This is a genomic window from Falsiroseomonas sp. E2-1-a20 (assembly GCF_051433195.1).
GTDB lineage: Bacteria > Pseudomonadota > Alphaproteobacteria > Acetobacterales > Acetobacteraceae > Falsiroseomonas.
Window position 1 is genome coordinate 1 of the sequence record NZ_JBHMFT010000011.1, and the last position, 21,885, is coordinate 21,885.

The following is a 21,885-nucleotide window of genomic DNA, read 5'->3' on the forward strand; positions in this document are numbered from 1 at the left end:
TGTGCGGCATCACCCCGTGTGGAAGCGCGCCCATGTCGAGAAAGCTGGTTGCGGAGTTCATCGGCACCTTCTGGCTGGTGCTGGGCGGATGCGGCAGTGCCGTGCTGGCCGCGAAGTTTCCGGAGGTCGGCATCGGCCTGGTCGGCGTCGCGCTGGCCTTCGGCCTCACCGTGCTCACCATGGCCTACGCCATTGGCCACATCTCCGGCTGCCACCTGAACCCCGCGGTGACGCTCGGCCTGGTCGCCGCCGGGCGGTTCCAGGCGAATGAGGCGGTGCCCTACATCCTGGCGCAGGTGGCAGGCGCCACCATCGGCGCCTTCCTGCTCTGGGCCATCGCCTCCGGCGCACCCGGCTTCGACCTCGCCGGCGGGCTTGCCGCGAATGGCTTCGGCGAGGCCTCGCCCGGCCGCTACAGCCTGCTCGCCGGCTTCACGACGGAGGTCGTGATGACGCTGCTGTTCCTGCTCATCATCCTTGGCGCCACCTCCGCCCGCGCGCCGGCCGGCTTCGCGCCGATCGCCATCGGGCTAGGGCTGACGCTGATCCACCTGATCAGCATCCCGATCACCAACACCAGCGTGAACCCCGCGCGCAGCACCGGGCCAGCCCTGGTTGTGGGCGGCGTGGCGCTGCAACAGCTCTGGCTGTTCTGGGTGGCGCCGATCATCGGCGGCGTCGTCGGCGGCCTGCTGCATCGCTGGCTGTCGACCGAGGAAGCGCTGGACCGCGCCGACCGCACCGCCGCCATCCGCGCCGCCGCCAGCACCGCCGCCGAAGCACTCGCCCCCGCCCCGGCGCGGGAGCCGCGTTGAGAGGGGCCTACCCGCCGGCCGCGAGGATGCGCGCCAGCCCCTCGCGGTAGGTCGGGCAGCGCCAGGTGATGCCGAGCGCCGCCCGGGTCGCGCCGCTCGCCACGCGCCGGTTCTCGGACCAGAAGGACAGCGCCATCGGCGACATGCCGGCGCGCGCGACCTCGAACGGAATCTCGGGCGGCGGCGCCACGCCCAGCAGCCGCGCCGCCTCCGCCACCACCTCCGCATTGCCCGCCGGTTCGTCATCGACCAGGTGCAGCACGCGCACGCCCGCCGGGTCCTGCCGGGCTGCGGCCACCACGGCCAGGGCGATGTCGTCCACATGGATGCGGCTGAAGGAATGCCCGGGCTTCACCACCCGCCGCGCCGTCCCCGCGCGCACATCCTCCAGCGCGCTGCGGCCCGGCCCATAGATGCCGCCGATGCGGAACAGGTCGAGCGCCCGTCCCGCCGCCGCCACGCGCCACGCCGCCTCCGCCGCCAGCCGGCGCTGGGACCGCGCCTGGCCCGGCGCCGGCGGCGTCGCCTCATCCACCTCGGCGCCGCCGCGGTCGCCATAGACCCCGGTGGTGGACAGGTAGCCGATCCAGCGCAGGCCGGTTGCGGCGCCCACCGCACCCGCATGGGCGGCGAGCACCGGGCACCCCTCCGCCTCCGGCGCCGCCGTCACCACCAGGTGCGTCGCTTGCGCAATGGCCCCGCCCGCCTCGTCGAAACGCACCATCGCAACGCCCTCCGGCGCCGCCGCGCGGCCCGGATCGCGCGCCGTGCCGGTGACGGCAAAGCCCGCCGCCACGGCCTCCGCCGCGATGGCGCTTCCGGCATAGCCCAGCCCCGCAATCACCATCCGCATCCCGGCACTCCTCCTACCGCCGCCGCGCGAACTGGCGCGGCGACCCCGCGATGCGTAGGATCACCCGGCATGCGACGCCAGCCCCGCCCCCTCCTCCTCGGCGCCCTCGCCGCCACCGTCACCCTGGCTGGCCTGGCCGGCTGGCTGGGCGTGACCCCGCGGGAAGCGCTGACCGCCGAGACTCCCCCTCGCCTCGCCGCCGGACCGGCCTTCGAACGCTGCGTCGGCCTGCTGCGCCGCGACCCACAGGCCGCCCTGGCCCATGCCGACCAATGGGCGCGGGAGGGTGGCGGCGAGGGTGCCGCGCATTGCCAGGCGCTCGCGCTGCTCGGCTTCGGCCAGCTCGACCAGGCGGCGCAGCGGCTGGAGACCCTGGCCAGCCAGTCCCGCGCCGCCAACCCCGCCCGCGCCGCCATCTACGCCCAGGCGACGCAGGCCTGGCTGCTGGCCGGCGAGATCAACCGCGCCTTCGCCAGCGCCACCCTCGCCCTGACCCTGGCGCCGGACGATGTCGATCTGCTGGTCGACCGCGCCGTGGTGAACGGCAACCTGTCCCGCTACGGCGAGGCGATCGAGGATTTGGACCGCGCCCTGACCCTCGACCCGACCCGCGCCGAGGCGCTGGTGTTCCGCGCCGCCGCGCATCGCCACCGCGACGAGAAGGTGCTGGCCGCCCGCGACATCGACCTCGCCTTGTCGCTGCAGGCCGACAATGCGGAGGCGCTGCTGGAACGCGGCATCCTCCGCCAGTTGCAGGGCGATGCGGCCGGCGCTCGGGCGGATTGGGAACGCGCGGTGCGCGTCGCCCCAGGCTCGCCCAGCGCCGACCTCGCCGCGCAGAACCTGGCGCTGAACGAGGCCGGGCTGAACGAGGCGGGACCGGCGCGGCGCTGATGCGGCCTGTGCGATGACCGGTGCCATCACCGCGCTGCTCGCCTGCCAACTGGCGGGCGAGGTCCTGACCCGAAGCCTGTCCCTTGCCATCCCCGGCCCCGTGATCGGCATGGTCCTGCTGCTGGCCGTGCTGCTGCTGCGCGGCCGCCCGGCGCCGGCGCCACTGGCGGAGGTCTCGGACGGGCTGCTGAACAATCTCGGCCTGCTGTTCGTGCCCGCCGGCGTCGGCGTGGTGCTGCACCTGCCGCTGCTGGCGCGGGACTGGGCGCCGCTGTCACTGGCCATCCTCGCCGGCACGCTGCTCGCCATCGCGGCGACCGGCCGCCTCGCCCAGGCCCTGCTGCGGCGCTTCGGGTGACCGACCTCGCCGAGATCTGGGTGTACCTGGCGCGGGAGCCGCTGGCTGCGCTGACGGCGACGCTGCTCGCCTGGCTCGCGGCCCTGCGGGTGCAACGCTGGTTCGGACGGCATCCGCTGGCGAACCCGGTGCTGATCTCGGTGGCGCTGCTGGCCGGCGGGCTGCTCGCCACCGGCATCGAGTACCGGGACTATTTCGCGGGCGCGCAGTTCGTGCATTTCCTGCTCGGTCCGGCGACCGTCGCGCTGGCCATCCCGCTGCACCGGCATTTTGCCAGTGTCCGCAAATCCGCGGTCGCCATTCTGCTGTCGGTCGGCCTGGGCGGCGCCTTCGCGGCGGCCGCCGGCGTCGGCATCGCGCTCGCCTTCGGCGCGGCGCCGGAGGTCGCGGCGAGCCTGGCGCCACGCTCCGTCACCACCCCCGTCGCCATGGGCATCGCGGAGCGCATCGGCGGCCTGCCCTCGCTGACCGCCGTGGTGGTGATCCTGTCCGGCATCACCGGCGCCGCGCTCGGCCCGCTGGTTCTGAACCTGGTGCGGGTGCGGGACTGGCGGGCGCGGGGCCTCGCCATCGGCACGGCCTCGCACGGCATCGGCACGGCGCGCGCGCTCAGCGTGGATGCAACGGCGGGGGCCTTCAGCGGGCTGGCGATGGGGCTGAACGCGATTGCCTCGGCGCTGCTGGTGCCGCTGCTGTGGCGGATATTTGTCGGCTAGAAATCCAGGTCGTCGTAATGCGCCGGCGGCACCACGCCCGTCACCCGGTCGCCCAGCAGCGGCCGGAAGGAAGGCCGCGACTTCACCCGGGCGTACCAGTCCTTCGCCGCATCCGACAGGCTCCAATCCACGTCGCCGATATAATCCAGCGACGAAAGCTGCGCCGCGGCCGCGAGGTCCGCCAGACCGAGCTGCGGCCCCGCGAGCCAGGCGCGCGTTTCCGCCAGCCAGCCGATGTATTCCAGATGCGGCTTGAGGTTCGCGTAGCCGGCGCGGATCGCCGTGGCATCCGGGTTGCCGCGGCCGAACAGCCGCTTCATCTGCTTCTCGAACACCAGGTTGCGCGTGACCTCGGCGTAGAATTTCTGGTCGAACCAGGCGACCAGCCGCCGCACCTCCGCCCGTTCCCCCAGCGTCCGCCCGAGCAGCGGCAGGTCGGGATAGGCTTCGTCCAGGTATTCGCAGATCGCGTAGGAATCGGCGATGGACAGCCCGTTCGATTCCTGCAGCAACGGCACCGTCCCGGCCGGATTGATCGCCAGGAACTCCTCCCGCCGCTCCCAGACGCGCTCGATCCGCAGGTCGAAAGGCAGGCGCTTCTCGGCGAGTGCGAGACGGACCTTGCGTGCGAAAGGAGACAGGGGAAGGTGGTAGAGGGTTCGCATGCAGGCCTAGATCTGAGACGCCCGGGAATATCGCACGCGCCGCCCCCAGGGCCAAGCGGCGGCGCTCAGCCCCGCACCGGGGCTGCATCCAATGCGCCGGCAATGGCCGCCCACATCGGCTTGCGCCGCAGCGCCTCGTCGAAGGGCAGCGGCCTGGCCTGCGTGCCGTCGCGCCGCCGATGCTCCGGCAGCCGCCCCTGCCGCACCCAGGAGTCACGATCGCTCAGCCCCCAGGCGACCACCGCGCGCACCGCCGGCTCGGCCAGCGTCGCATCCAGGAACCGCCGCACCAGCGCCGCCGCGGCCTGGTCCCGCGCCGCCACCGCCGCCGGCAGCGCGGCATCGTTCACGTCGAGCTCCGTCACCTCGATGGTCAGGCCGAGCGCGGCGACTTCCGCCAGGAAGCCGCGCCACTCCCGCGCCTCGAAGGGCTGCCCGGCCTGGAGATGCGCCTGCATCCCCAGCACATGCACCGGCACGCCGGCGCGCAGCAGGCCGCGCAGCAGCGCCAGCACGCCCACGCGCCGCCGCCGCGACCAGAAGGTCGCGTGCTCGCAGCCGAAGTCGTTATAGGCCAGCCGCGCCGCCGGGTCCGCCGTATGCGCCAGGTGAAACGCAAGCGCGATATGATCCGGCCCGAGCCGTTCCAGCAGAGGGGTGCGCCGCAGCCAGTCCGGCCGCCCATCCTCCGGCGCCACCGCCTCGTTCACCACGTCCCAGGTGCCGATCGCGCCGCGCCAGTGCCGCACCGTGGCATCGACATGCACCGCCATCGCGGCTGCCGTCGCCCGCGCATCCAGCCCGCCGAGCCAGGCCGGCTCGCTCTCATGCCAGACCAGCGTGTGCCCGCGCAGCGCCATGCCATGCCGGCGGGCGAAGGCCACGAGGATATCGGCGCGCCGGAACCGCCGGTCGCCGGCCTGCGGTTCCAGCTCGGCCCATTTCATCTCGTATTCCGCGACGAGCAGCCCGCATTCGGCGCGGATGAGGCTTTCCATCGCCGGATCGACAAGCTGGCGGGTGCTGACGGCCGCCCCGAAGGCCAGCCCCTTCGCCGCGGCGCGTTGATGCAGGCCCGCACCATCGATGCCCACCGGCATCGCCGGCACCGGCTGCGCCGTAGCGCAGCCGGTCGCCGCGCCGGCCGCAAGCGCCAGCGCAGCCCGCCGTCGCAGCGTCACTCCGCCGCGACGGCCAGCGCGTCTTCCATCGGCTGCGGCAGGTAGCGGGCATAGTCCTTCGGCACGATGTGCCAGAACTTCGCCGCCTCCGACGCCCAGTCGTTCAACAACCGCGAGGCGAAGGGGCTGCCCGTCTCCTCCACATGCCGCTCGACATGCTCGCGCAGCGCCGCCGCCCAATGCGCGGAGGCGCCGACGCGGCACCAGCGCAGCGATTCCGGATTCACCCGCTGCTCGAAGGTGTTCTCGGCGTCGTAGAGGAACGCCATGCCGCCGGTGAAGCCGGCGCCGAAATTGTCGCCGACCGGGCCGAGGATGACGATGGTGCCGCCCGTCATGTACTCGCAGGCATTGGCGCCGGCGCCTTCCACCACCGCGAGCGCGCCGGAATTGCGCACCGCGAAACGCTCCCCCGCCTGGCCCGCCGCGAACACCGCACCGCTGGTCGCGCCGTACAGGCAGGTGTTGCCGATGATGGTGTTCTCGTTCCAAACAAGCGTGGAGGACGGCGCCGGACGCACCACGATGGTGCCGCCCGAAAGCCCCTTGCCGACATAGTCGTTGGCGTCGCCGAACACCTCCAGCTTCAACCCGCGCACCGCGAAGGCGCCGAGCGACTGGCCGGCGGACCCGCGCAGCCGCACCGTCAGGTGGCCGCGCTGCAGACCCTCCATGCCGAACTTGCGGACGATCTTGCTGCTGATCTTGGTGCCGATGGCGCGGTGCGTGTTGCGGATGTTGTAGGCGAGCTGCATCTTCTCGCCGCGCTCGAACAGCGCCGCCGCGTCGCGGATCATGTCGGCATCCAGCGTCTCCGGCACCTCGTTCCGGCCCTCCATGGTGCAGTAGGCCGGATGCGCGCCGGCATCCGCCTTCACCAGCAGCGGGTTCAGGTCAAGGTCGTCCAGGTCCTCCGCACCCCGGCTGACCTGGCGCAGCAGGTCGGTGCGCCCGATCACGTCGGTCAGCTTGCGGAAGCCGAGGCTGGCGAGGATTTCCCGCACTTCCTCCGCCACGAAGCTGAACAGGTTGATGACCTTCTCCGGTGTGCCGGCAAACTTTTGGCGCAGCGCATCATCCTGCGTGCAGACGCCGACCGGGCAGGTGTTGGAATGGCACTGGCGGACCATGATGCAGCCCATGGCGACAAGGCTCGCGGTGCCGATGCCGAATTCCTCGGCGCCCAGCATCGCCGCGATCACCACGTCCCGCCCGGTCTTGAGGCCGCCATCGGTGCGCAGCTTCACGCGGTGCCGCAGGCGGTTGAGCATCAGCACCTGGTGCGTCTCGGTCAGCCCCATCTCCCATGGCAGGCCGGCATGCTTGATCGACGACACCGGGGATGCCCCCGTGCCGCCGGAATGCCCGGAGACCAGGATCGCATCCGCCTTCGCCTTGGCAACGCCCGCCGCGATGGTGCCGATGCCGGACCGCGCGACGAGCTTCACGCAGACGGTGGCTTCCGGGTTGATCTGCTTCAAATCGTAGATGAGCTGCGCCAGATCCTCGATGGAATAGATGTCGTGATGCGGCGGCGGGCTGATCAGCATGACGCCCGGCGTCGAATGCCGCAGCTTCGCGATCAGTTCCGTCACCTTGAAGCCGGGCAACTGCCCGCCCTCCCCCGGCTTGGCGCCCTGCGCGACCTTGATCTCGATCTCGCGGCAGTTGTTCAGGTACTCCGCCGTCACGCCGAAGCGGCCCGAGGCGATCTGCTTGATAGCGGAATTGGCGTTGTCGCCATTGCGCCGCGGCCGCGCACGGATCGGGTCCTCGCCGCCCTCGCCGCTGTCGCTGCGCGCGCCGATGCGGTTCATCGCGATCGACAGCGTCTCATGCGCCTCCGGGCTCAAGGCACCCAGCGAGATGCCAGGCGCCACCAGCCGCTTGCGGATCTCCGTGATGCTCTCGACTTCCTCGAGCGACACGGCCACGCGGCCATCGGCACGGAAATCCAGCAGGTCGCGCAGCGCCACCGGCGGCAGCTTCCGCACACCCTCGGAATAGCGCTTGAAGGTCTGGTAGCTGTCGCTTTCCACCGCCTTCTGCAGCGTGTGGATCAGGGACCCGTCGAAGGCGTGGTTCTCGCCACGCTTGCGCAGCTTGTACAGCCCGCCGACCGGCAGCGTCACCGCATCCGCATCCCACGCCTTCGCATGCAGCGCGAGGACGCGCCGCGCGATGCCCGAAAGCCCGATGCCCGAAATGCGCGAGGCGATCCCGGGGAAGAACTCCGCCACCAGGGCGCGGGATAGCCCGATGGCCTCGAAGTTCATGCCGCCGCGGTAGCTGCTGATGACGGAGATGCCCATCTTGGACATCACCTTCAGCAGCCCCTTGTCGACCGCCTTCTTGTAGCGCGCCACGCAATCCTTCAGCGACAGCTCCGGGAACAGCCCGCGCCGGTGCCGGTCCGCGATGCTCTCCTGCGCCAGGTAGGCATTCACCGTGGTCGCGCCGGCGCCGATCAGCACGGCGATGTAGTGCACGTCGATGGATTCGGCGCAGCGCAGGTTCAGGCTGGTGAAGGTGCGCAGGCTGTTGCGCACCAGGTGCGTGTGCACGCCGCCGACCGCCAGGATCATCGGGATGGCGGCCCGCGCCGGCCCCTGCTCGGCATCCGAGAGGATCACATGCGCGCAACCGCTGCGCACGCCTTCCTCCGCCTCCCGCTTGATGCGCTCGATCGCGTTGCGCAGCCCCGCCTCACCCTCCGCCACGGCGAAGGTGCAGTCCACCACGCAGGCGGTGTCGCCCATATAGGCGCGCATCGCGGCGAATTCCGCGTTGGACAGCACCGGGCTGTCCAGCATCAGCATGTCGCACTGCGTCGGGTCCTCGTCGAGGATGTTCCCGAGATTGCCGAGCCGCGTCTTCAGCGACATCACCCGCGTCTCACGCAGGCTGTCGATCGGCGGGTTCGTCACCTGGCTGAAATTCTGCCGGAAATAGTGGTGCAGCCCGCGGTACTGGGTGGACAGCACGGCGATGGGCGTGTCGTCGCCCATGCTGCCGATCGCCTCGCTGGCTTCCTCCACCATCGGGTGCAGGATCGTCTCCAGCTCCTCCAGCGTGTAGCCAACCGCAAGCTGCCGGCGGCGCAGTGCCTCCCCGCTCAGTTCCGCCTGCTCATCGGCGCCGGCCTTGACGATGCCGTCGATGCGCGTGGTGCGGCTGGTCCAGTCGCCGAACGGCTTGCGCGACGAAAGCGCATCCTTCAATTCCGTGTCGCCGTAGAAGCGCCCGGTCGCGAGTTCCACGCCGACGCACTGCCCCGGCCCGACACGGCCCTTCGCCCGGACGCGGTCCTCCGCGATCTTCACCATGCCGGTCTCGGAGCCGATGACCAGGATGCCGTCCTGCGTGATGGTGTAGCGCATCGGCCGCAGCCCGTTGCGGTCCAGCCCGCCGATCACCCACTTGCCATCCGTCGCCGCGATCGCCGCTGGCCCGTCCCACGGCTCCATCACCGCGTTGCAGTACAGGAACATCTCGCGATGCGCCGCCGGCATCGTCGCGTTGCTGCCGAGGCTTTCCGGAATCAGCATGGACTTCGCCATCGGCGCGTCGCGGCCGCCGCGCACCAGCAGCTCGAACACGTTGTCCAGCGTCGCGGTATCAGACCCACCCGCCTGCACCACCGGCTTGATGTCATCCATCGCGGCATCCAGCAGCGGATGCGCCAGCCGCGTCTCGTGCGACTTCATCCAGTTGATGTTGCCGTGGACGGTGTTGATCTCGCCGTTATGCGCCAGCATCCGGAACGGCTGCGCCAGGCGCCAGGTCGGGAAGGTGTTGGTGGAATAGCGCTGGTGGTAGATCGCGAAGCGGCTGGTGAAGCGCGCATCCAGCAGGTCCGGATAGAAATCCGCCAGCGACGCCGCCAGGAACATGCCCTTGTAGACGATGGACCGGCAGGACAGGGAGCACAGGTACAGCTCCGGAATCTGCGCCGCGATCGCCTGCTTCTCGATCCGCCGGCGGATCACGTACATGTCCCGCTCGTACAAATCCTCGTCGACGCCGCGCGGGTTCCACAGCAGGATCTGCTCGATCTCCGGCCGCGTCGCATTGGCCTTCTCGCCGATGCACGCGACATCGATCGGCACCTGGCGCCAGGAATAGATGTTGTAGCCGGCGGCCAGGATCTCGGTCTCGACGATCTGCCGGCAGCGCTCCTGCGCGCCGAGGTCGGTCTTCGGCAGGAACACCATGCCGACCGCGATCCGCCCCGGCCGCAGCCGGTCGCCGCCGCGCTCCACCACCTCGGCGAAGAAATCCTGCGGGATCTCGATATGGATGCCGGCGCCGTCGCCGGTCTTGCCATCCGCATCCACCGCGCCGCGATGCCACACCGCCTTCAGCGCATCGATGCCGGCCTGCACCACCTTGCGGTGCGCCTTCCCATCCAGCGAGGCGACGAGGCCGACGCCGCAGGCATCGTGTTCCGTCAGGTCGATATGCCCGGCATCGCGCAGCGTCGCGGTGTTGGCCAGGTGGTCCGCCACATAATCCTGCATCGCCGTCACTCCGCCGCCACGGCGAGCGTGCTCGCCTTCTGCTCGATGTAGTGGTGCATGGTCTCCGCCGCGTCGCGCCCGTCGCGGATCGCCCAGACCACCAGGCTGGCGCCGCGCACGATGTCGCCGGCGGCGAAGACGCCGGGCAGCGCCGTCATCATGGTGCGATGGTCCACCTTCAGCGTGCCCCATTTCGTCACCGGCAGCGCCGGCTCGTTGAAGGCCGCCGGCAGATCCTCCGGATCGAAGCCCAGCGCCATGATGACGAGGTCGGCCGGCAGGTCGAACTGGCTGCCCGCGATCGCCTCCACCTGCTGCCGCCCCGTCGCATCCGGCAGGCCGAGATGCATCCGGTGCGCGCGGACGGCGGTGACGGAGGCATCGCCGAGGAAGGCCTCCGGCGCGCCGAGCCACTCGAACACCACGCCTTCTTCCTCGGCGTTGTACACCTCCCGCATCGAGCCGGGCATGTTCGCCTTGTCGCGCCGGTACAGGCAGGTGACGGAGGCAGCCCCCTGGCGCACCGCGGTGCGCACGCAATCCATCGCCGTGTCGCCGCCGCCGATCACCACCACGCGCTTGCCGGCCGCGTTCATCGCGCCGGATTCCATCGCCGGCACAACCTCGCCGAGGCCGGCGCGGTTCGACGCGGTCAGGAATTCCAGCGCCGGCACGATGCCGGGCAGGCCGATGCCGGGCGCCGCCATGTCGCGCGCCTTGTAGACGCCGGTCGCGATCAGCACGGCGTCGTGCTTCACGCGCAACTCCTCGAGCGTCACGTCGCGGCCGACCGCGATGTTCAGGTGGAAGTGGATGCCACCTTCCTCGAACTGCTTCGCGCGCCGCAGCACCACCTCCTTCTCCAGCTTGAAGTTGGGAATGCCGTAGATCATCAGGCCGCCGACGCGGTCGTAGCGGTCGTAGACATGCACCTGGTAGCCGCGCACCCGCAGCCGCTCCGCCGCCGCAAGCCCGCCCGGGCCGGCGCCGATGATGCCGATGCTGCGGTCCAACTCGCGCCGCGGCTTCGGCGGCTTCACCCAGCCCTGCGCCCAGGCATTGTCGGTGATGTACTTCTCGACCGAGCCGATGGTGACGGAACCGAAGCCCTTCTCGATGACGCAGTTGCCCTCGCAGAGCCGGTCCTGCGGGCAGATGCGGCCGCAGATCTCCGGGAAGGTATTGGTCGCCGCGGCAACCTCATACGCCTCCTCCAGCCGGCCTTCCGCCGTCAGCTTCAGCCAGTCCGGGATGTTGTTGTTGAGCGGGCAGTGCACCTGGCAGAACGGCACGCCGCACTGGCTGCACCGGCTGGACTGTTCCGCCGCCGCCTTCGGCGCGAACTCCTCATAGATTTCACCGAAATCCTCGCGGCGCAGCGTCGCCGGCCGCTTGTCCGGCTGGTGCTGGTCGAGGCGCACGAATTGCAGCATCCGATCGGCCATGGCGGCGCGAAGCTCCCTGGGGCGGACGCCTCCCTACACCACGACTTTTCCAGATGCGAGTCCATTTTGCGATGCAAGGACAGCCATGCTGTCCTTTATCCGGGATTGTCCTTCCGAAAGGTTACCGTCCCCAACCCCGATAAGGCCAGATCGGGCCGATGTGGCCCTTCAGGCCGCCGCCACATCCCGACGGCCGCCGCCGACCCGGTAGCGCCGCAGATAGGCCGGCACCACGGACTCCACCGACTTGGGCTCGATGCCCAGCGCGTCCAGGCCAGGATGCTGGCCGGACACCACGTTGTCCTTGCCCAGCAGCAGCAGCTGGTCGCTGGTGAGCGCCGGGTTCGGCAGCTTTTCCAACAGCCGCGCCTGGAAGCGCATGAACCCCATCGGCATCTCGACCATCCGGCGCCGACGTCGCGTGGTGTCCAGGATGAAGCGCAGCACCTCCCGCATCGTCATCGCGCGCGGGCCGCCCAGTTCGTAGGTCGCGCCCTGCGCCTCATCCCGCTCCAGCGCCGCCATCACCGCATCGGCCACGTCGCCCACATACACCGGCTGGAAGCGCGACCCGCCGGAGACCACCGGCATGAAGGGCAGCATCTGTGCCATGCTGGCGAAGCGGTTGAAGAACTGGTCCTCCGGCCCGAACACCACGGAAGGCCGCAGGATGGTCGCATGCGGAAAGGCCGCCAGCACCGCCGCCTCCCCCTGCGCCTTGCTGCTGGCATACAGGCTCTCGCTGCCCACATCCGCGCCGATCGCCGAGACATGCACCATCCGCCGCACCCCGGCCGCCGTCGCCGCCTGCGCGATCAGCCCCGGCGCCTCCCCCTGGATGCGCCGGAAGTCGCCGGGCCGGCGTTCGTAAAGGATGCCCACCAGGTTCACCGCCACATCGCCCCCCTCCAGGGCGCGCGCCAGCGCCGGCGCGTCGGTCACGGAAACCGCCAGCGGCACGATCTGCCCGACGCGTCCCTGCGTGGTGAGGAACCGCGTGCCGGCCGGGTCCCGCGTCGCCACCCGCACCACGTAGCCCTGCGCCGCCAGGCGCTGCACCACGTAGCGGCCGATGAAGCCGGCGCCGCCGAACACCGTGGCCAACCTGCGATCCCGCCCCACCTGCATCATCCGCACTCCATCCGCCGTTGCGCGGAACATATGGGCGGCCGCAGCGCCAGCCAAGGCGAGCTTCGGTGCCTGGTCACGGCATTGCAAGAAACCGCCGCGACCCCGCTTGACGCGTCACGCCCCCCCCCGTAAATCCCGCGATGTCGCAGGACGCCCCCATTGCCCAGGTGGCGGAATTGGTAGACGCGCTGGCTTCAGGTGCCAGTGACCGCAAGGTCGTGAAGGTTCGAGTCCTTTCCTGGGCACCACTCCTCCAGACTATCCGCAGGCAGCACGGATATATCCCGCGGGATGCGCGCGTCCCGCCGACGCAAGCCTACAGCCCCAACGCGTCGCAGGCACCGTTCAGCGCCGGAATGTCGATCAGGAATGCGCTGTTGTTGGGATCCTGCCGCGCCAGGAAGCAATCCCCCACCACCTGCGCCGCCCGCAGGTCGAGAACCGGCGCCGCCGTGTCCAGGCCCGTGCGCCAGTAGGCCGTCGACGTCAGGCTGAGCACGCGGGTCCCGGGTGCCGAAAAGACGCAGTTCAGCAATCCGCCGCCATACAGGCCAGCAACCGCCTCGGCGGATCGGAAAACCTCCACCTGTTCCGCGGCGGAAAGCTGGTCCGGCGCGATGGCGCGGAAGCCGCGCGCGGCAAGCTGTTCGAACACCTCCTGCTCGTTCAGCAGGTTGCGGAACCAGGCCTTGATGCCGATCCTCCGGATGTACAGCCGGTTGCCCGCCACCGGCTGCGCCGGCGCGCGCCCGACATCGGCGGCCTGGCGCAGCGCCGTCATGACCGGACGGTGCAGCCAGCTCGGGCTCTGCGCCACGAAGATGCGGTCGACGCGAATCCATCCCCTCGGCGGCACCGGCACAAGATCGCCCTCCGGCACACCCAGCGCGACCAGGAACCTGCCGAATGTCGCGTGCACCGCCTCCGACACCAGGATCTTCGGCCGCGGCGCCGGCAGCGCGAAGTAGAAGGCCAGCTTGGGCAGAAGTTCGAACATGAAATGCGTGTAGTTGTGGTCGCGCGCGTTGATCAGGTGGAACACCGGCTCCCGCAGGTGAAGCGCGGGCGCCCCCCGGTCCCCGCCCCTGCGCCGCAGCCCCTCCGGCCGCAGGGTGAGGCCATGCTGGGACAGCACGGCGGGATGGTCCTGCGGCGCCGCCGCGAAAGCCTCGGGCCGATCGACGATGCTCGTGACCAGCAGGCGCCCGTCGCGGTCGATCACCTCGCCCCGGCCCATCACGGCAGCGTCCGACAGTGCCGTCAGGTGGATCTCGGGCCAGCGCAGATCGAAGCCGCGCAGGGCTTGCGGCGCAGGCCCATGGCGGAAGGTCGGCAGGCGCGTTGCCGGCTGCTCGATGGCAGGCGCGACCGACAGGCTGCGGTGGCTGCCCTGCAGAAGCGTGGCCAGTTCGGCAACCGGCTCGATGGCGTCCATCGGCAGCAGGCGCAGCACCTGCGGAAGCCTCATGACCGGACGGCCAGCGTGAAGTCCGGAAACGCATGATGCTGCACCGCCGCCGCGGCGATCCGAGCGCCGGCCGGCAACAGCGCGCACAGCAGCAGCGGGCCATCGAGGCCGGACAGGTCCAGGAAACCGGATGGCGGATTACCTTCGAAGAAGGCGGCGGCCAGGGTGCGTCCTTCCGGAAGCGGCGCAGGGTCGCCCGACAATCCGGCGCGCGCCTCGCAATGCAGGTCGGGGTGCGTGTTCCGGAAGGCATTGTCGAAGACCAGGCTGTCGCCGCAGCTCCAGCCGATGGCCGCCATCCGTCGCGTCGCGAATTTGTGGTTCAGCCGGTGCATCGCCGCGTGGGCCAGGGCGGCCAGGGCGAAGCGGGGCGCCTGCCGGCGGAGATCCTCCGCGAACAACTGGCTGAAATAGCGATCCAGGGTCGAGGTCGGCATGCGGAGCCCGGCGGCTTCCAGCCTGAGTCCGGCCGCGAACTGCGACAAATCCAACGCGATCTCCAACGCGGACGCCGCCGCCCGAAAGCTTGTGTAGCCAGCCTGGTCGCGCACCCGCAAGCCCCACGCCGCCGCCCGGCCGGCGCCCCCTGCCGGTTGCCACATCGCGTCCCCATGCCCTACTCCCAACCGCGGTCCGCCCATTTCCGGCGCGACGCCACCTGCGGCCCCAGCCGGGACCGCAACCTGTTCAACCGGTTTTTCAGGGGTCAGGGCGCACGTGTCTGACAGAATCGGCCCGTCCTGGGCGCCACCGACTGGGGTTTCCGCGACGTGGGCTGCACCCTGTTCTCCCGAAACGCCGTGATCCGCCTGCATCGGCACGACCTGCCGGAGGGCCTGAGCTTCGGGTCCTCCGTCGCCATCGACACGGAAACCATGGGCCTCGACCCGCGGCGGGACCGGCTTTGCCTGGTGCAGCTCTCGGACGGCAACGGCACCGCGCATTGCGTCCAGATCGTGCCGGAGCGCCTCGGCGGCCGTGGCGCGGACTGCCCCAATCTCAAGCGCCTGCTGGCGGACCCGGAGGTGCTGAAGATCTTCCACTTCGCCCGCTTCGATGTCGCCGCGCTGTACAACGCGCTGGGAATCATGGTGGCCCCGGTCGTCTGCACCAAGATCGCCTCCAAGCTGGTGCGCACCTACACCGACCGGCACGGCCTCAAGGACCTCTGCCGCGACCTGCTCGGCGTCGATCTGTCCAAGCAGCAGCAGACCAGCGACTGGGGCGCGGCAGAACTGAGCCCCGAGCAACTGAGCTACGCCGCGTCAGACGTGCTGCACCTGCACGCGCTGTGGGCCCGCCTGAAGGCGCTGCTGGAACGGGAGGGCCGCCTGGACATCGCCATGGCCTGCTACCACTTCCTCCCCATGCGCGGACGCCTCGATCTGCTCGGCTACGAAGACCCGGATATTTTTTCGCACTGACCTTTTACCTCCGGGTTTCCTTGGCACGTTTCTTGTCCGCCGGCCGGCGCGGGCGCATCTTCGCGTTGACCCTCTGCCCAGTGAGGCCCATAGGACTCCCGTGAGATTGCCGCCGCCCATTGCCGTCCGGCCCACCGACACGCCGAGCGCCGCCGCCCGCGCCGCGGCGCGGCGGGTGCTGGCGCCATCGCGCGCCCGCCGTGCCCCGAGCGCCGGGCAGCTCGCGCGCCGGCGCATCCTGGTCAGCATCGCCAAGCGCGTCCTGCCGCTGGCGGCCGTCGGCCTGCTGGCGGCGGTCGCCCTGTGGCCGGAGCTGGACCAGGCGGCGGACAACGCCCGCGTCTCCTTCCGCCGCGTGCTGCAGGCGGCACCGGACGCGCTGCGCATCGTCGACCCGCGCTACCAGGGCGTCGATGACCAGGATCGCCCCTACACCGTCACCGCCAGCGTCGCCACGCAGGGCGGCACGGAGAATGTGGTGGCGCTGGACGCGCCGCGCGCCGACCTGCTGATGGGCGACGGCGCCTGGGTGTACCTCGAATCGCGGGAGGGCCGTTTCGACCGCCCGACCAACAAGCTCGACCTTGCCGGCCGTGTCACCGTGCACCACGACGATGGAACACAGTTCGTGACGGACCGTGCCGCCGTGGACCTGAAGGGCGGCTCCGCCACCGGCGATGATCCCGTCGCCGTGCAGGGGCCGTTCGGCACCCTGACGGCGGAGGGCTTCCGGCTGTACGAGCGTGGCCAGGTGGTGCTGTTCACCGGCCGCGCCCGCGCCGTGCTGGAAGGCGGCCAATGAAGCGGCTCGTCCTTCTTCTCGCCCTGCTGGCCTCGCCGGCCGTGGCGCAGAACCTCGACCTGAACCAGGGCGGTCCGGTCGAGATCACCGCGAATGACGGCATCGAATGGCGCCAGCAGGACCAGGTGGTGATCGCCCGTGGCAATGCCCGCGCGGTGCGCGGCGGCGTCACGGTGGATGCCGAGCGCCTGATCGCCCGCTACCGGCCACGCGGCACCGCGCAGGGCGGCTCGCCCCCCGCCGCCGGCCCGGCCGGCGACAGCCCGCTGTCGGGCGGCGAGATCTGGCGCCTGGAAGCCGAGGGCAACGTCCGCGTCACCAGCGCCACCGAACGCGCGGAAGGCCAGCGCGCCGTCTACGACATGGACCAGGCCGTCATGGTCCTGTCCGGCCGCGGCCTGTCCCTGACCACGCCGGAACAGACCATCACCGCCCGCGACAGCCTGGAGTATTGGCCGCAGCGCCGCATGGCCGTGGCGCGGGGCGGCGCCGTGGTGGTGACGTCCGACGATCGCCGAATCGCCGCGGATACGCTGGTCGCCTACTTCCTGGATGCGGCACCGGCCGCGACGCAGGCTGCTGCACCCGCCGCCCGGCCGCCCATCGCCGGGCTGCCGGCCGCCAACGAGGGCAGCCGGATCGACCGCGTCGAGGCCTATGGCGGCGTCGACATCCGCACGGCGGACGAGATCGTGCGCGGCGACCGTGGCGTCTACAGCCCGCAGACCGGCCTCGCGCGCCTGGTCGGCGGCGTGCGAATCACCCGCGGGGAGAACCAGTTGAACGGCCAGGAAGCCATCGTGAACCTGCGCACCGGCGTCTCGCGCCTGGTCTCCGCGCCGGGCACGCGCGTGCAGGGCCTGATCCTGCCGGGCCAGCAGCAGCCGGCGCAGGCGGAGGTCCCGCAGCCGCAGCGCCCCGCCGCGCGCCGCCCGGCGCCGCCGCCTGCGCGCGGAGCGTCACCCCAATGAACAGCTTCGACCGCAACGCGGACCTCAAGCCCTCCCCCGTCCGGCTCGCCGCGGAAAGCACCGGCCTGGTCGCGACCGGCCTCGGCAAGCGCTACAAGAAGCGCCCGGTGGTGCGCGGCGTCTCGATCAGCCTGCGGCGGGGCGAGGCCGTGGGCCTGCTCGGCCCGAACGGCGCCGGCAAGACCACCACCTTCTACATGATCACCGGCCTGGTGCAGCCCGACGAAGGCACCGTGACCATGGATGGCCACGACGTCACCTTCCTGCCGATGTACCGCCGTGCCCGCCTCGGCCTCGGCTACCTGCCGCAGGAAGCCTCGATCTTCCGCGGCCTGTCGGTGGAGGACAACATCCGCGCGGCGCTGGAGGTGGTGGAGCCAGTCCGCGACCGGCGGGAACAGATGCTGGACAGCCTGCTGGCCGAGTTCGGCATCGGGCACCTGCGCCGTGCCCCCGCCCTGGCGCTGTCGGGCGGCGAGCGCCGACGGGTCGAGATCGCCCGCGCCCTGGCAACGCAACCCTCCTACATCCTGCTCGATGAGCCGCTGGCCGGTATCGACCCGATCGCGGTGGGCGAAATCCGCGACCTGGTCAAGCACCTGAAGAACCGCGGCATCGGCGTGCTGATCACCGACCACAACGTCCGCGAGACGCTCGAGATCATCGACCGCGCCTACATCCTGCACGACGGCCAGGTTCTGATGGAAGGCAACCCGCGGGACGTCGTGGCGCATGAGGGCGTGCGCCGCGTCTACCTCGGCGAGAGGTTTTCGCTCTGAGGCGCACTCGCACAGGGCCGGGCCGGCTGGCGGCGTGATTCGCGCGCCAGAACAAAAGGCTAGGCCAGGGTCGGCGCTTCTACCGGCGCGGATCCTGGGCTAGACTCGGGATATGCAACGGATCGCGCATTCCAGGGACGGGGGCTGAGGGTCGTGGCGCTCGGCCCACGCCTGGACCTGCGGCAGTCCCAGTCCCTGGTGATGACGCCGCAGCTGCGCCAGGCGATCAAGCTGCTGCAATCCAGCAACGTCGAGGTCACCGCCTTCGTCGAGGAGGAGCTGGAGCGCAACCCGCTGCTGGAGCGCGACGAGCGCACCGACCCCCGCACCGTCGCCGATGAACGCGCCCCGGAACCCGCCGCGCCCGAACCCGCGGACAGCCACGCCGCCGCCACCTCCGGCGATATGCCGGCCGAGGGCGCGGCGCCGCTCGATGCCGATTGGGGCAACGTCTATGACAGCGACGGCGGCGGCGGCTTTGTGGAAGGCGGTGGCCGCGGCGGCGCCACCGGCTTCGACGACACGCTGTCCGACATCGAGGATCTGGCGGATGGCCGGAAATCGCTATGCGAGCATCTCGGCGAACAGGTCCGGCTGAACATCGGCGACCCGCAGGACCGCCTGATCGCGGCGCAGATGCTGGCGCTCGTGGACCCCGCCGGGCGCATGACCATCACGGATCTGCAGATCGCCAATGCCATGGGCTGCGCCGAGGGGCGCGTCGCCGCGGTGCGCGCGCAGCTGCAACGCCTCGACCCCGTCGGCATGTTCTGCCGCGACCTGCGCGAATGCCTGGCCGTGCAGCTGGCCGACCGCAACCGCCTCGACCCCTGCATGGACCGGCTGCTGGACAATCTGGACATGCTGGCCCGCCGCGACCTGCGCGGCCTGATGCGGGTCTGCGAGGTGGATTCGGAAGACCTCGCCGACATGATCGCCGAGCTCAAGCGGCTCGACCCCAAGCCGGGCGCGAGCTTCGATGCGCCGCCGGCGATGCCCGTGGTGCCCGATGTGCTGATGCGGCGCATGCCCGATGGCGGCTGGGCGGTGGAACTCAACCCGGAAACCCTGCCCCGCGTGCTGGTCAACCGCGGCTTCCACGCGCGCGCCGTGGTCGGCGCCAAGTCGCGCGACGACCGCGCCTTCATCGCGGACCGGCTGCAGACCGCGACCTGGCTGGTGAAGTCGCTGGAACAGCGCGCCAACACCATCCTGAAGGTCGCCGCCGAGATCGTCCGCCGGCAGGACGCCTTCTTCCGCCTCGGCGTCGGCCACCTGCGGCCGCTGATCCTGCGCGACGTAGCCGAATATGTCGCCATGCATGAAAGCACCGTGAGCCGCGTCACCGCGAATAAATACATTGCCACACCGCGCGGCACCTTCGAGCTGAAGTATTTCTTCACCACGGCGATTGCCGGAACGCTGGGCGGCGAGAGCCATTCCGCCGAGGCGGTGCGCTTCCGCATCCGCGAGATGATCGGCGCCGAAACCACCGAAGATGTGCTGTCCGATGACGCCATCGTCGAACGTCTGCGCAAGGAGGGAGTGGACATCGCCCGCCGAACGGTGGCCAAATACCGGGAAGCGTTGCGCATTCCCTCATCGGTGCAACGCAAGCGGGAGAAGGCCGTCCCGGCCTGATCCGCGGCACGGACTTCGCCGCCTTTCCCTCCGGGCGCGGCCTTCCCAACACGGGAAAGGAGCGAGGCTCGCATGCATATCACCGTCGCAGGCAAGCAGGTCGAGACCGGGGAAGCGCTGAAGACCCATGTGCGGGACGGGCTGACGACAATATCACGCAAGTATTTCGACCACGCGGTCGAAGCCAACGTGACGTTCAGCCGCGACGCCAAGGGCCACGCCTTCCTCTGCGACATCAACCTGAAGGCCGGCCGCAACCTGTTCCTGCGTGGCGAGGGCGAGGGCGCCGATGCGCACCGGGCCTTCGAGGTCGCGGCCGAACACGTGGCCAAGCGCCTGCGACGCTACCGCCGCCGCATGAACGACCACGCCCGCAGCCTGGCCTCGGAACGCAACCCCGAGCAGGGCGAGCCCGCCCGCCAGGTCGTGCTGCGTCCGGAGGAGGATGAGGAAACCGCCGACCCGGCGATGGCCGAGGGCGGCGACAGCCCGGCTGTGGTGGCGGAAACGCCCGCGGTGATCGACCGCCTGACAGTGGGCGAGGCCGTCATGCGCATGGATTTGGCGCATGTGCCGGTGCTGATGTTCCGCAACCGCGCCACGAACGGCCTGAACGTGGTCTACCGCCGCGGCGACGGCAACATCGGCTGGATCGACCCCAAGACCACCTGACCTGAAGGCCCTCTCCCCCCTGGGGGAGAGGGTTGGGGTGAGGGGGTCCCCCTCAGTGAACCAGCATCGGCTCCATGTCATGCTGCCGGATCGCCGCCGCGGCCAGCGCCGCATCCGGGGCCGCCCCGATCGGCGTGCCATCCGCCGCATGGATCGAGAAGGCGAGCGCGCCGTTCAGCACCACCGGCCGCAGATAGGCAACCGCATCCGCGCCAAGGCGGGCGAAATCCAGGTTGGACAGACTGCGCAGGCTCGCAGGGGTCAGGGTCACGCGGCCCTCTTCGGCGCCGCCATCGAAGTCGGACATGATCTTCTCCTTTCGGCGCGGCCATCATGGCCCGCACCCGTCAACGCACGAAACGGCTCAGCTTTCCTTCACCCGGGTCTCGCCGGCCACCTGCCCCACCACCGGACGCTGCGGCCCGTTGCCGCGGGTGGCGATCTGGATGGTCTTCACCCGCACCTCCGGCACCGGCCGGCGCAGGTCGACATGCAGCAACCCGTTGTCGAGCCAGGCACCCTCCACCTCGATGCCCTCCGCCAGCACGAAGGCGCGCTGGAACTGCCGCGCGGCGATGCCGCGATGCAGGAAGATGCGACCTTCGGAATCATCCCGTTGCCGGCCGCGAATCACCAGTTGGTTGTCCTCCTGCGTGATCTGCAGATCATCCATGGAAAACCCGGCGACCGCGAGCGTGATCCGCAACCGCGTCTCCGCCGTCTGCTCGATATTGTAGGGGGGATAGCCATCGGCGCTTTTCTGCACCCGGTCGAGCATCTGTTCGAGATGATCGAAGCCGAGGAACAGGGGCGAACCGAACAGGGATGAACGTGACATCGGACTCGGGTGCCTCCTCGCTCAGGAGCGAAGCCTTGGTTGCAGGGCCCAAAGGCACCCCGCGTGTTACCAATTTTGGCAAGGCCGGCCGCCGTTGCAAGGGGTGGCGGCGGGGGCTACCTCTCGGCCCTGTCCATCCCCGCCGCGGCGGGTCAGCAGGTAAGATGACGCTCCAGACCGAATTGCTGCCCATCCTGTTCGTCCCCGACCCCCGCCTGCGCGCCAAGGCCCGGCCCGTCGCGCCCGACGACCAGCGCATCGCCGACCTCTCCGCCCGCATGCTGGCCACCATGTACAAGGCCCCCGGCATCGGCCTGGCGGCACCGCAGGTGGGGGAAATGCTGCGCCTGGTGGTGCTCGACCTGCATGAGAACGACGTCCCGGCGCCCATGGTGCTGGTGAACCCGCAGGTGATCGCCAGCACGGACGAGCTGGCGGCGCGGGAGGAAGGCTGCCTGTCCCTGCCCGGCCAGTTCGCCGAGGTGACGCGCCCCGCCCGCGTCAAGGTCCGCTACCAGGACCTCACCGGCGCCAGGAAGGAAATCGAGGGCGACGGCCTGCTCGCCGCCTGCCTGCAGCACGAGATCGACCACCTGGACGGCGTGCTGTTCGTCGACCACATCTCCCCGCTCAAGCGCAACATGCTGCTGCGGAAGCTGGCCAAGGAGCTGAAGCTGAAGGCGCAGGAAAAGGCGTGACCGCCGGCCGGCCG

General features: G+C 70.5%; 21 protein-coding genes and 1 tRNA gene. 12 read left to right on the forward strand and 10 right to left on the reverse strand.

What is annotated here, in order from left to right; all coding sequences use genetic code 11:
• The first annotated feature begins 32 nt into the window (after positions 1 to 32).
• Positions 33 to 815, forward strand: coding sequence for an aquaporin Z (gene aqpZ, locus ACFHPP_RS14575; protein ID WP_437163975.1), 783 nt, complete (start codon positions 33 to 35; stop codon positions 813 to 815).
• 7 nt (positions 816 to 822) lie between these two features.
• Here the strand turns inward: aqpZ and ACFHPP_RS14580 are convergent, their stop codons facing one another.
• On the reverse strand, positions 823 to 1,668 hold the full coding sequence (locus ACFHPP_RS14580) for an SDR family NAD(P)-dependent oxidoreductase (protein WP_437163976.1): 846 nt from the start codon (positions 1,666 to 1,668) through the stop codon (positions 823 to 825).
• 69 nt (positions 1,669 to 1,737) lie between these two features.
• Here ACFHPP_RS14580 and ACFHPP_RS14585 point away from each other — a divergent pair, with 69 nt between their 5' ends.
• The 3 genes from ACFHPP_RS14585 to ACFHPP_RS14595 are packed head-to-tail and all read left to right on the forward strand — an operon-like array spanning position 1,738 to position 3,636.
• Positions 1,738 to 2,562: a tetratricopeptide repeat protein gene (locus ACFHPP_RS14585; protein WP_437163977.1), complete on the forward strand. Its 825-nt coding sequence runs from the start codon at positions 1,738 to 1,740 to the stop codon at positions 2,560 to 2,562.
• A gap of 13 nt (positions 2,563 to 2,575) precedes the next feature.
• Positions 2,576 to 2,920, forward strand: coding sequence for a CidA/LrgA family protein (locus ACFHPP_RS14590; protein ID WP_437163978.1), 345 nt, complete (start codon positions 2,576 to 2,578; stop codon positions 2,918 to 2,920).
• Complete coding sequence (locus ACFHPP_RS14595; RefSeq protein ID WP_437163979.1) at positions 2,917 to 3,636, forward strand: LrgB family protein; 720 nt, start codon at positions 2,917 to 2,919, stop codon at positions 3,634 to 3,636. Before ACFHPP_RS14590 ends, ACFHPP_RS14595 begins: the two co-directional genes overlap by 4 nt.
• On the opposite strand, the gene fzlA is transcribed toward ACFHPP_RS14595, so the two are convergent.
• From fzlA to ACFHPP_RS14620, 5 genes are all read right to left on the reverse strand, one after another.
• Positions 3,633 to 4,301 (reverse strand): FtsZ-binding protein FzlA, encoded by a 669-nt coding sequence (gene fzlA / locus ACFHPP_RS14600; protein WP_437163980.1) that lies wholly within the window; start codon positions 4,299 to 4,301, stop codon positions 3,633 to 3,635. The genes ACFHPP_RS14595 and fzlA overlap by 4 nt on opposite strands.
• A 65-nt stretch (positions 4,302 to 4,366) precedes the next feature.
• The gene (locus tag ACFHPP_RS14605; protein WP_437163981.1) at positions 4,367 to 5,482 is read right to left on the reverse strand and encodes an endo-1,4-beta-xylanase; all 1,116 of its coding nucleotides are present in this window, start codon (positions 5,480 to 5,482) and stop codon (positions 4,367 to 4,369) included.
• The gene (gene gltB / locus ACFHPP_RS14610; protein ID WP_437163982.1) at positions 5,479 to 10,002 is read right to left on the reverse strand and encodes a glutamate synthase large subunit; all 4,524 of its coding nucleotides are present in this window, start codon (positions 10,000 to 10,002) and stop codon (positions 5,479 to 5,481) included. The genes ACFHPP_RS14605 and gltB overlap by 4 nt, the downstream gene beginning before the upstream one ends.
• Before the next feature lie 5 nt (positions 10,003 to 10,007).
• Positions 10,008 to 11,447 (reverse strand): NAD(P)-dependent oxidoreductase, encoded by a 1,440-nt coding sequence (locus ACFHPP_RS14615; RefSeq protein WP_437163983.1) that lies wholly within the window; start codon positions 11,445 to 11,447, stop codon positions 10,008 to 10,010.
• Positions 11,448 to 11,615: 168 nt separating this feature from the next.
• The gene (locus ACFHPP_RS14620) at positions 11,616 to 12,608 is read right to left on the reverse strand and encodes a complex I NDUFA9 subunit family protein (protein ID WP_437163984.1); all 993 of its coding nucleotides are present in this window, start codon (positions 12,606 to 12,608) and stop codon (positions 11,616 to 11,618) included.
• Positions 12,609 to 12,739: 131 nt separating this feature from the next.
• Here ACFHPP_RS14620 and ACFHPP_RS14625 point away from each other — a divergent pair.
• Positions 12,740 to 12,826 (forward strand) — tRNA-Leu (locus tag ACFHPP_RS14625).
• Positions 12,827 to 12,894: 68 nt separating this feature from the next.
• Here the strand turns inward: ACFHPP_RS14625 and ACFHPP_RS14630 are convergent.
• A complete protein-coding gene (locus tag ACFHPP_RS14630; RefSeq protein ID WP_437163985.1) occupies positions 12,895 to 14,046 on the reverse strand; it encodes a glycosyltransferase family 61 protein in 1,152 nt (383 codons plus the stop codon).
• Positions 14,043 to 14,861 (reverse strand): hypothetical protein, encoded by an 819-nt coding sequence (locus ACFHPP_RS14635; protein WP_437163986.1) that lies wholly within the window; start codon positions 14,859 to 14,861, stop codon positions 14,043 to 14,045. The genes ACFHPP_RS14630 and ACFHPP_RS14635 overlap by 4 nt, the downstream gene beginning before the upstream one ends.
• Between ACFHPP_RS14635 and ACFHPP_RS14640 the strand changes: the two genes are divergently transcribed.
• From ACFHPP_RS14640 to hpf, 6 genes are all read left to right on the forward strand, one after another.
• Complete coding sequence (locus ACFHPP_RS14640; RefSeq protein WP_437163987.1) at positions 14,817 to 15,470, forward strand: ribonuclease D; 654 nt, start codon at positions 14,817 to 14,819, stop codon at positions 15,468 to 15,470. The two genes, ACFHPP_RS14635 and ACFHPP_RS14640, sit on opposite strands and share 45 nt — an antisense overlap.
• A gap of 106 nt (positions 15,471 to 15,576) precedes the next feature.
• Positions 15,577 to 16,272, forward strand: a complete 696-nt coding sequence (gene lptC / locus ACFHPP_RS14645; protein WP_437163988.1) for an LPS export ABC transporter periplasmic protein LptC — start codon at positions 15,577 to 15,579, stop codon at positions 16,270 to 16,272.
• Positions 16,269 to 17,243, forward strand: a complete 975-nt coding sequence (locus ACFHPP_RS14650; RefSeq protein ID WP_437163989.1) for an LptA/OstA family protein — start codon at positions 16,269 to 16,271, stop codon at positions 17,241 to 17,243. Before lptC ends, ACFHPP_RS14650 begins: the two co-directional genes overlap by 4 nt.
• Positions 17,240 to 18,022: an LPS export ABC transporter ATP-binding protein gene (gene lptB, locus ACFHPP_RS14655; protein ID WP_437163990.1), complete on the forward strand. Its 783-nt coding sequence runs from the start codon at positions 17,240 to 17,242 to the stop codon at positions 18,020 to 18,022. Before ACFHPP_RS14650 ends, lptB begins: the two co-directional genes overlap by 4 nt.
• Positions 18,023 to 18,175: 153 nt before the next feature.
• Positions 18,176 to 19,663, forward strand: coding sequence for an RNA polymerase factor sigma-54 (gene rpoN, locus ACFHPP_RS14660; RefSeq protein ID WP_437163991.1), 1,488 nt, complete (start codon positions 18,176 to 18,178; stop codon positions 19,661 to 19,663).
• A gap of 72 nt (positions 19,664 to 19,735) precedes the next feature.
• Positions 19,736 to 20,335: a ribosome hibernation-promoting factor, HPF/YfiA family gene (hpf, locus tag ACFHPP_RS14665; protein ID WP_437163992.1), complete on the forward strand. Its 600-nt coding sequence runs from the start codon at positions 19,736 to 19,738 to the stop codon at positions 20,333 to 20,335.
• Between the two features lie 52 nt (positions 20,336 to 20,387).
• Here hpf and ACFHPP_RS14670 read toward each other — a convergent pair whose 3' ends face one another.
• A complete protein-coding gene (locus ACFHPP_RS14670; RefSeq protein WP_437163993.1) occupies positions 20,388 to 20,642 on the reverse strand; it encodes a hypothetical protein in 255 nt (84 codons plus the stop codon).
• 57 nt (positions 20,643 to 20,699) lie between these two features.
• Positions 20,700 to 21,173 carry an Hsp20 family protein gene (locus tag ACFHPP_RS14675; protein ID WP_437163994.1) on the reverse strand — a complete coding sequence of 158 codons (474 nt, stop codon included), beginning with the start codon at positions 21,171 to 21,173 and terminating at the stop codon, positions 20,700 to 20,702.
• Positions 21,174 to 21,337: 164 nt separating this feature from the next.
• On the opposite strand from ACFHPP_RS14675, the gene def reads away from it, so the two are divergent.
• Entirely contained in the window at positions 21,338 to 21,871 is a 534-nt protein-coding gene (def, locus tag ACFHPP_RS14680; RefSeq protein WP_437163995.1) for a peptide deformylase, read from the forward strand.
• Positions 21,872 to 21,885: the final 14 nt, after the last annotated feature.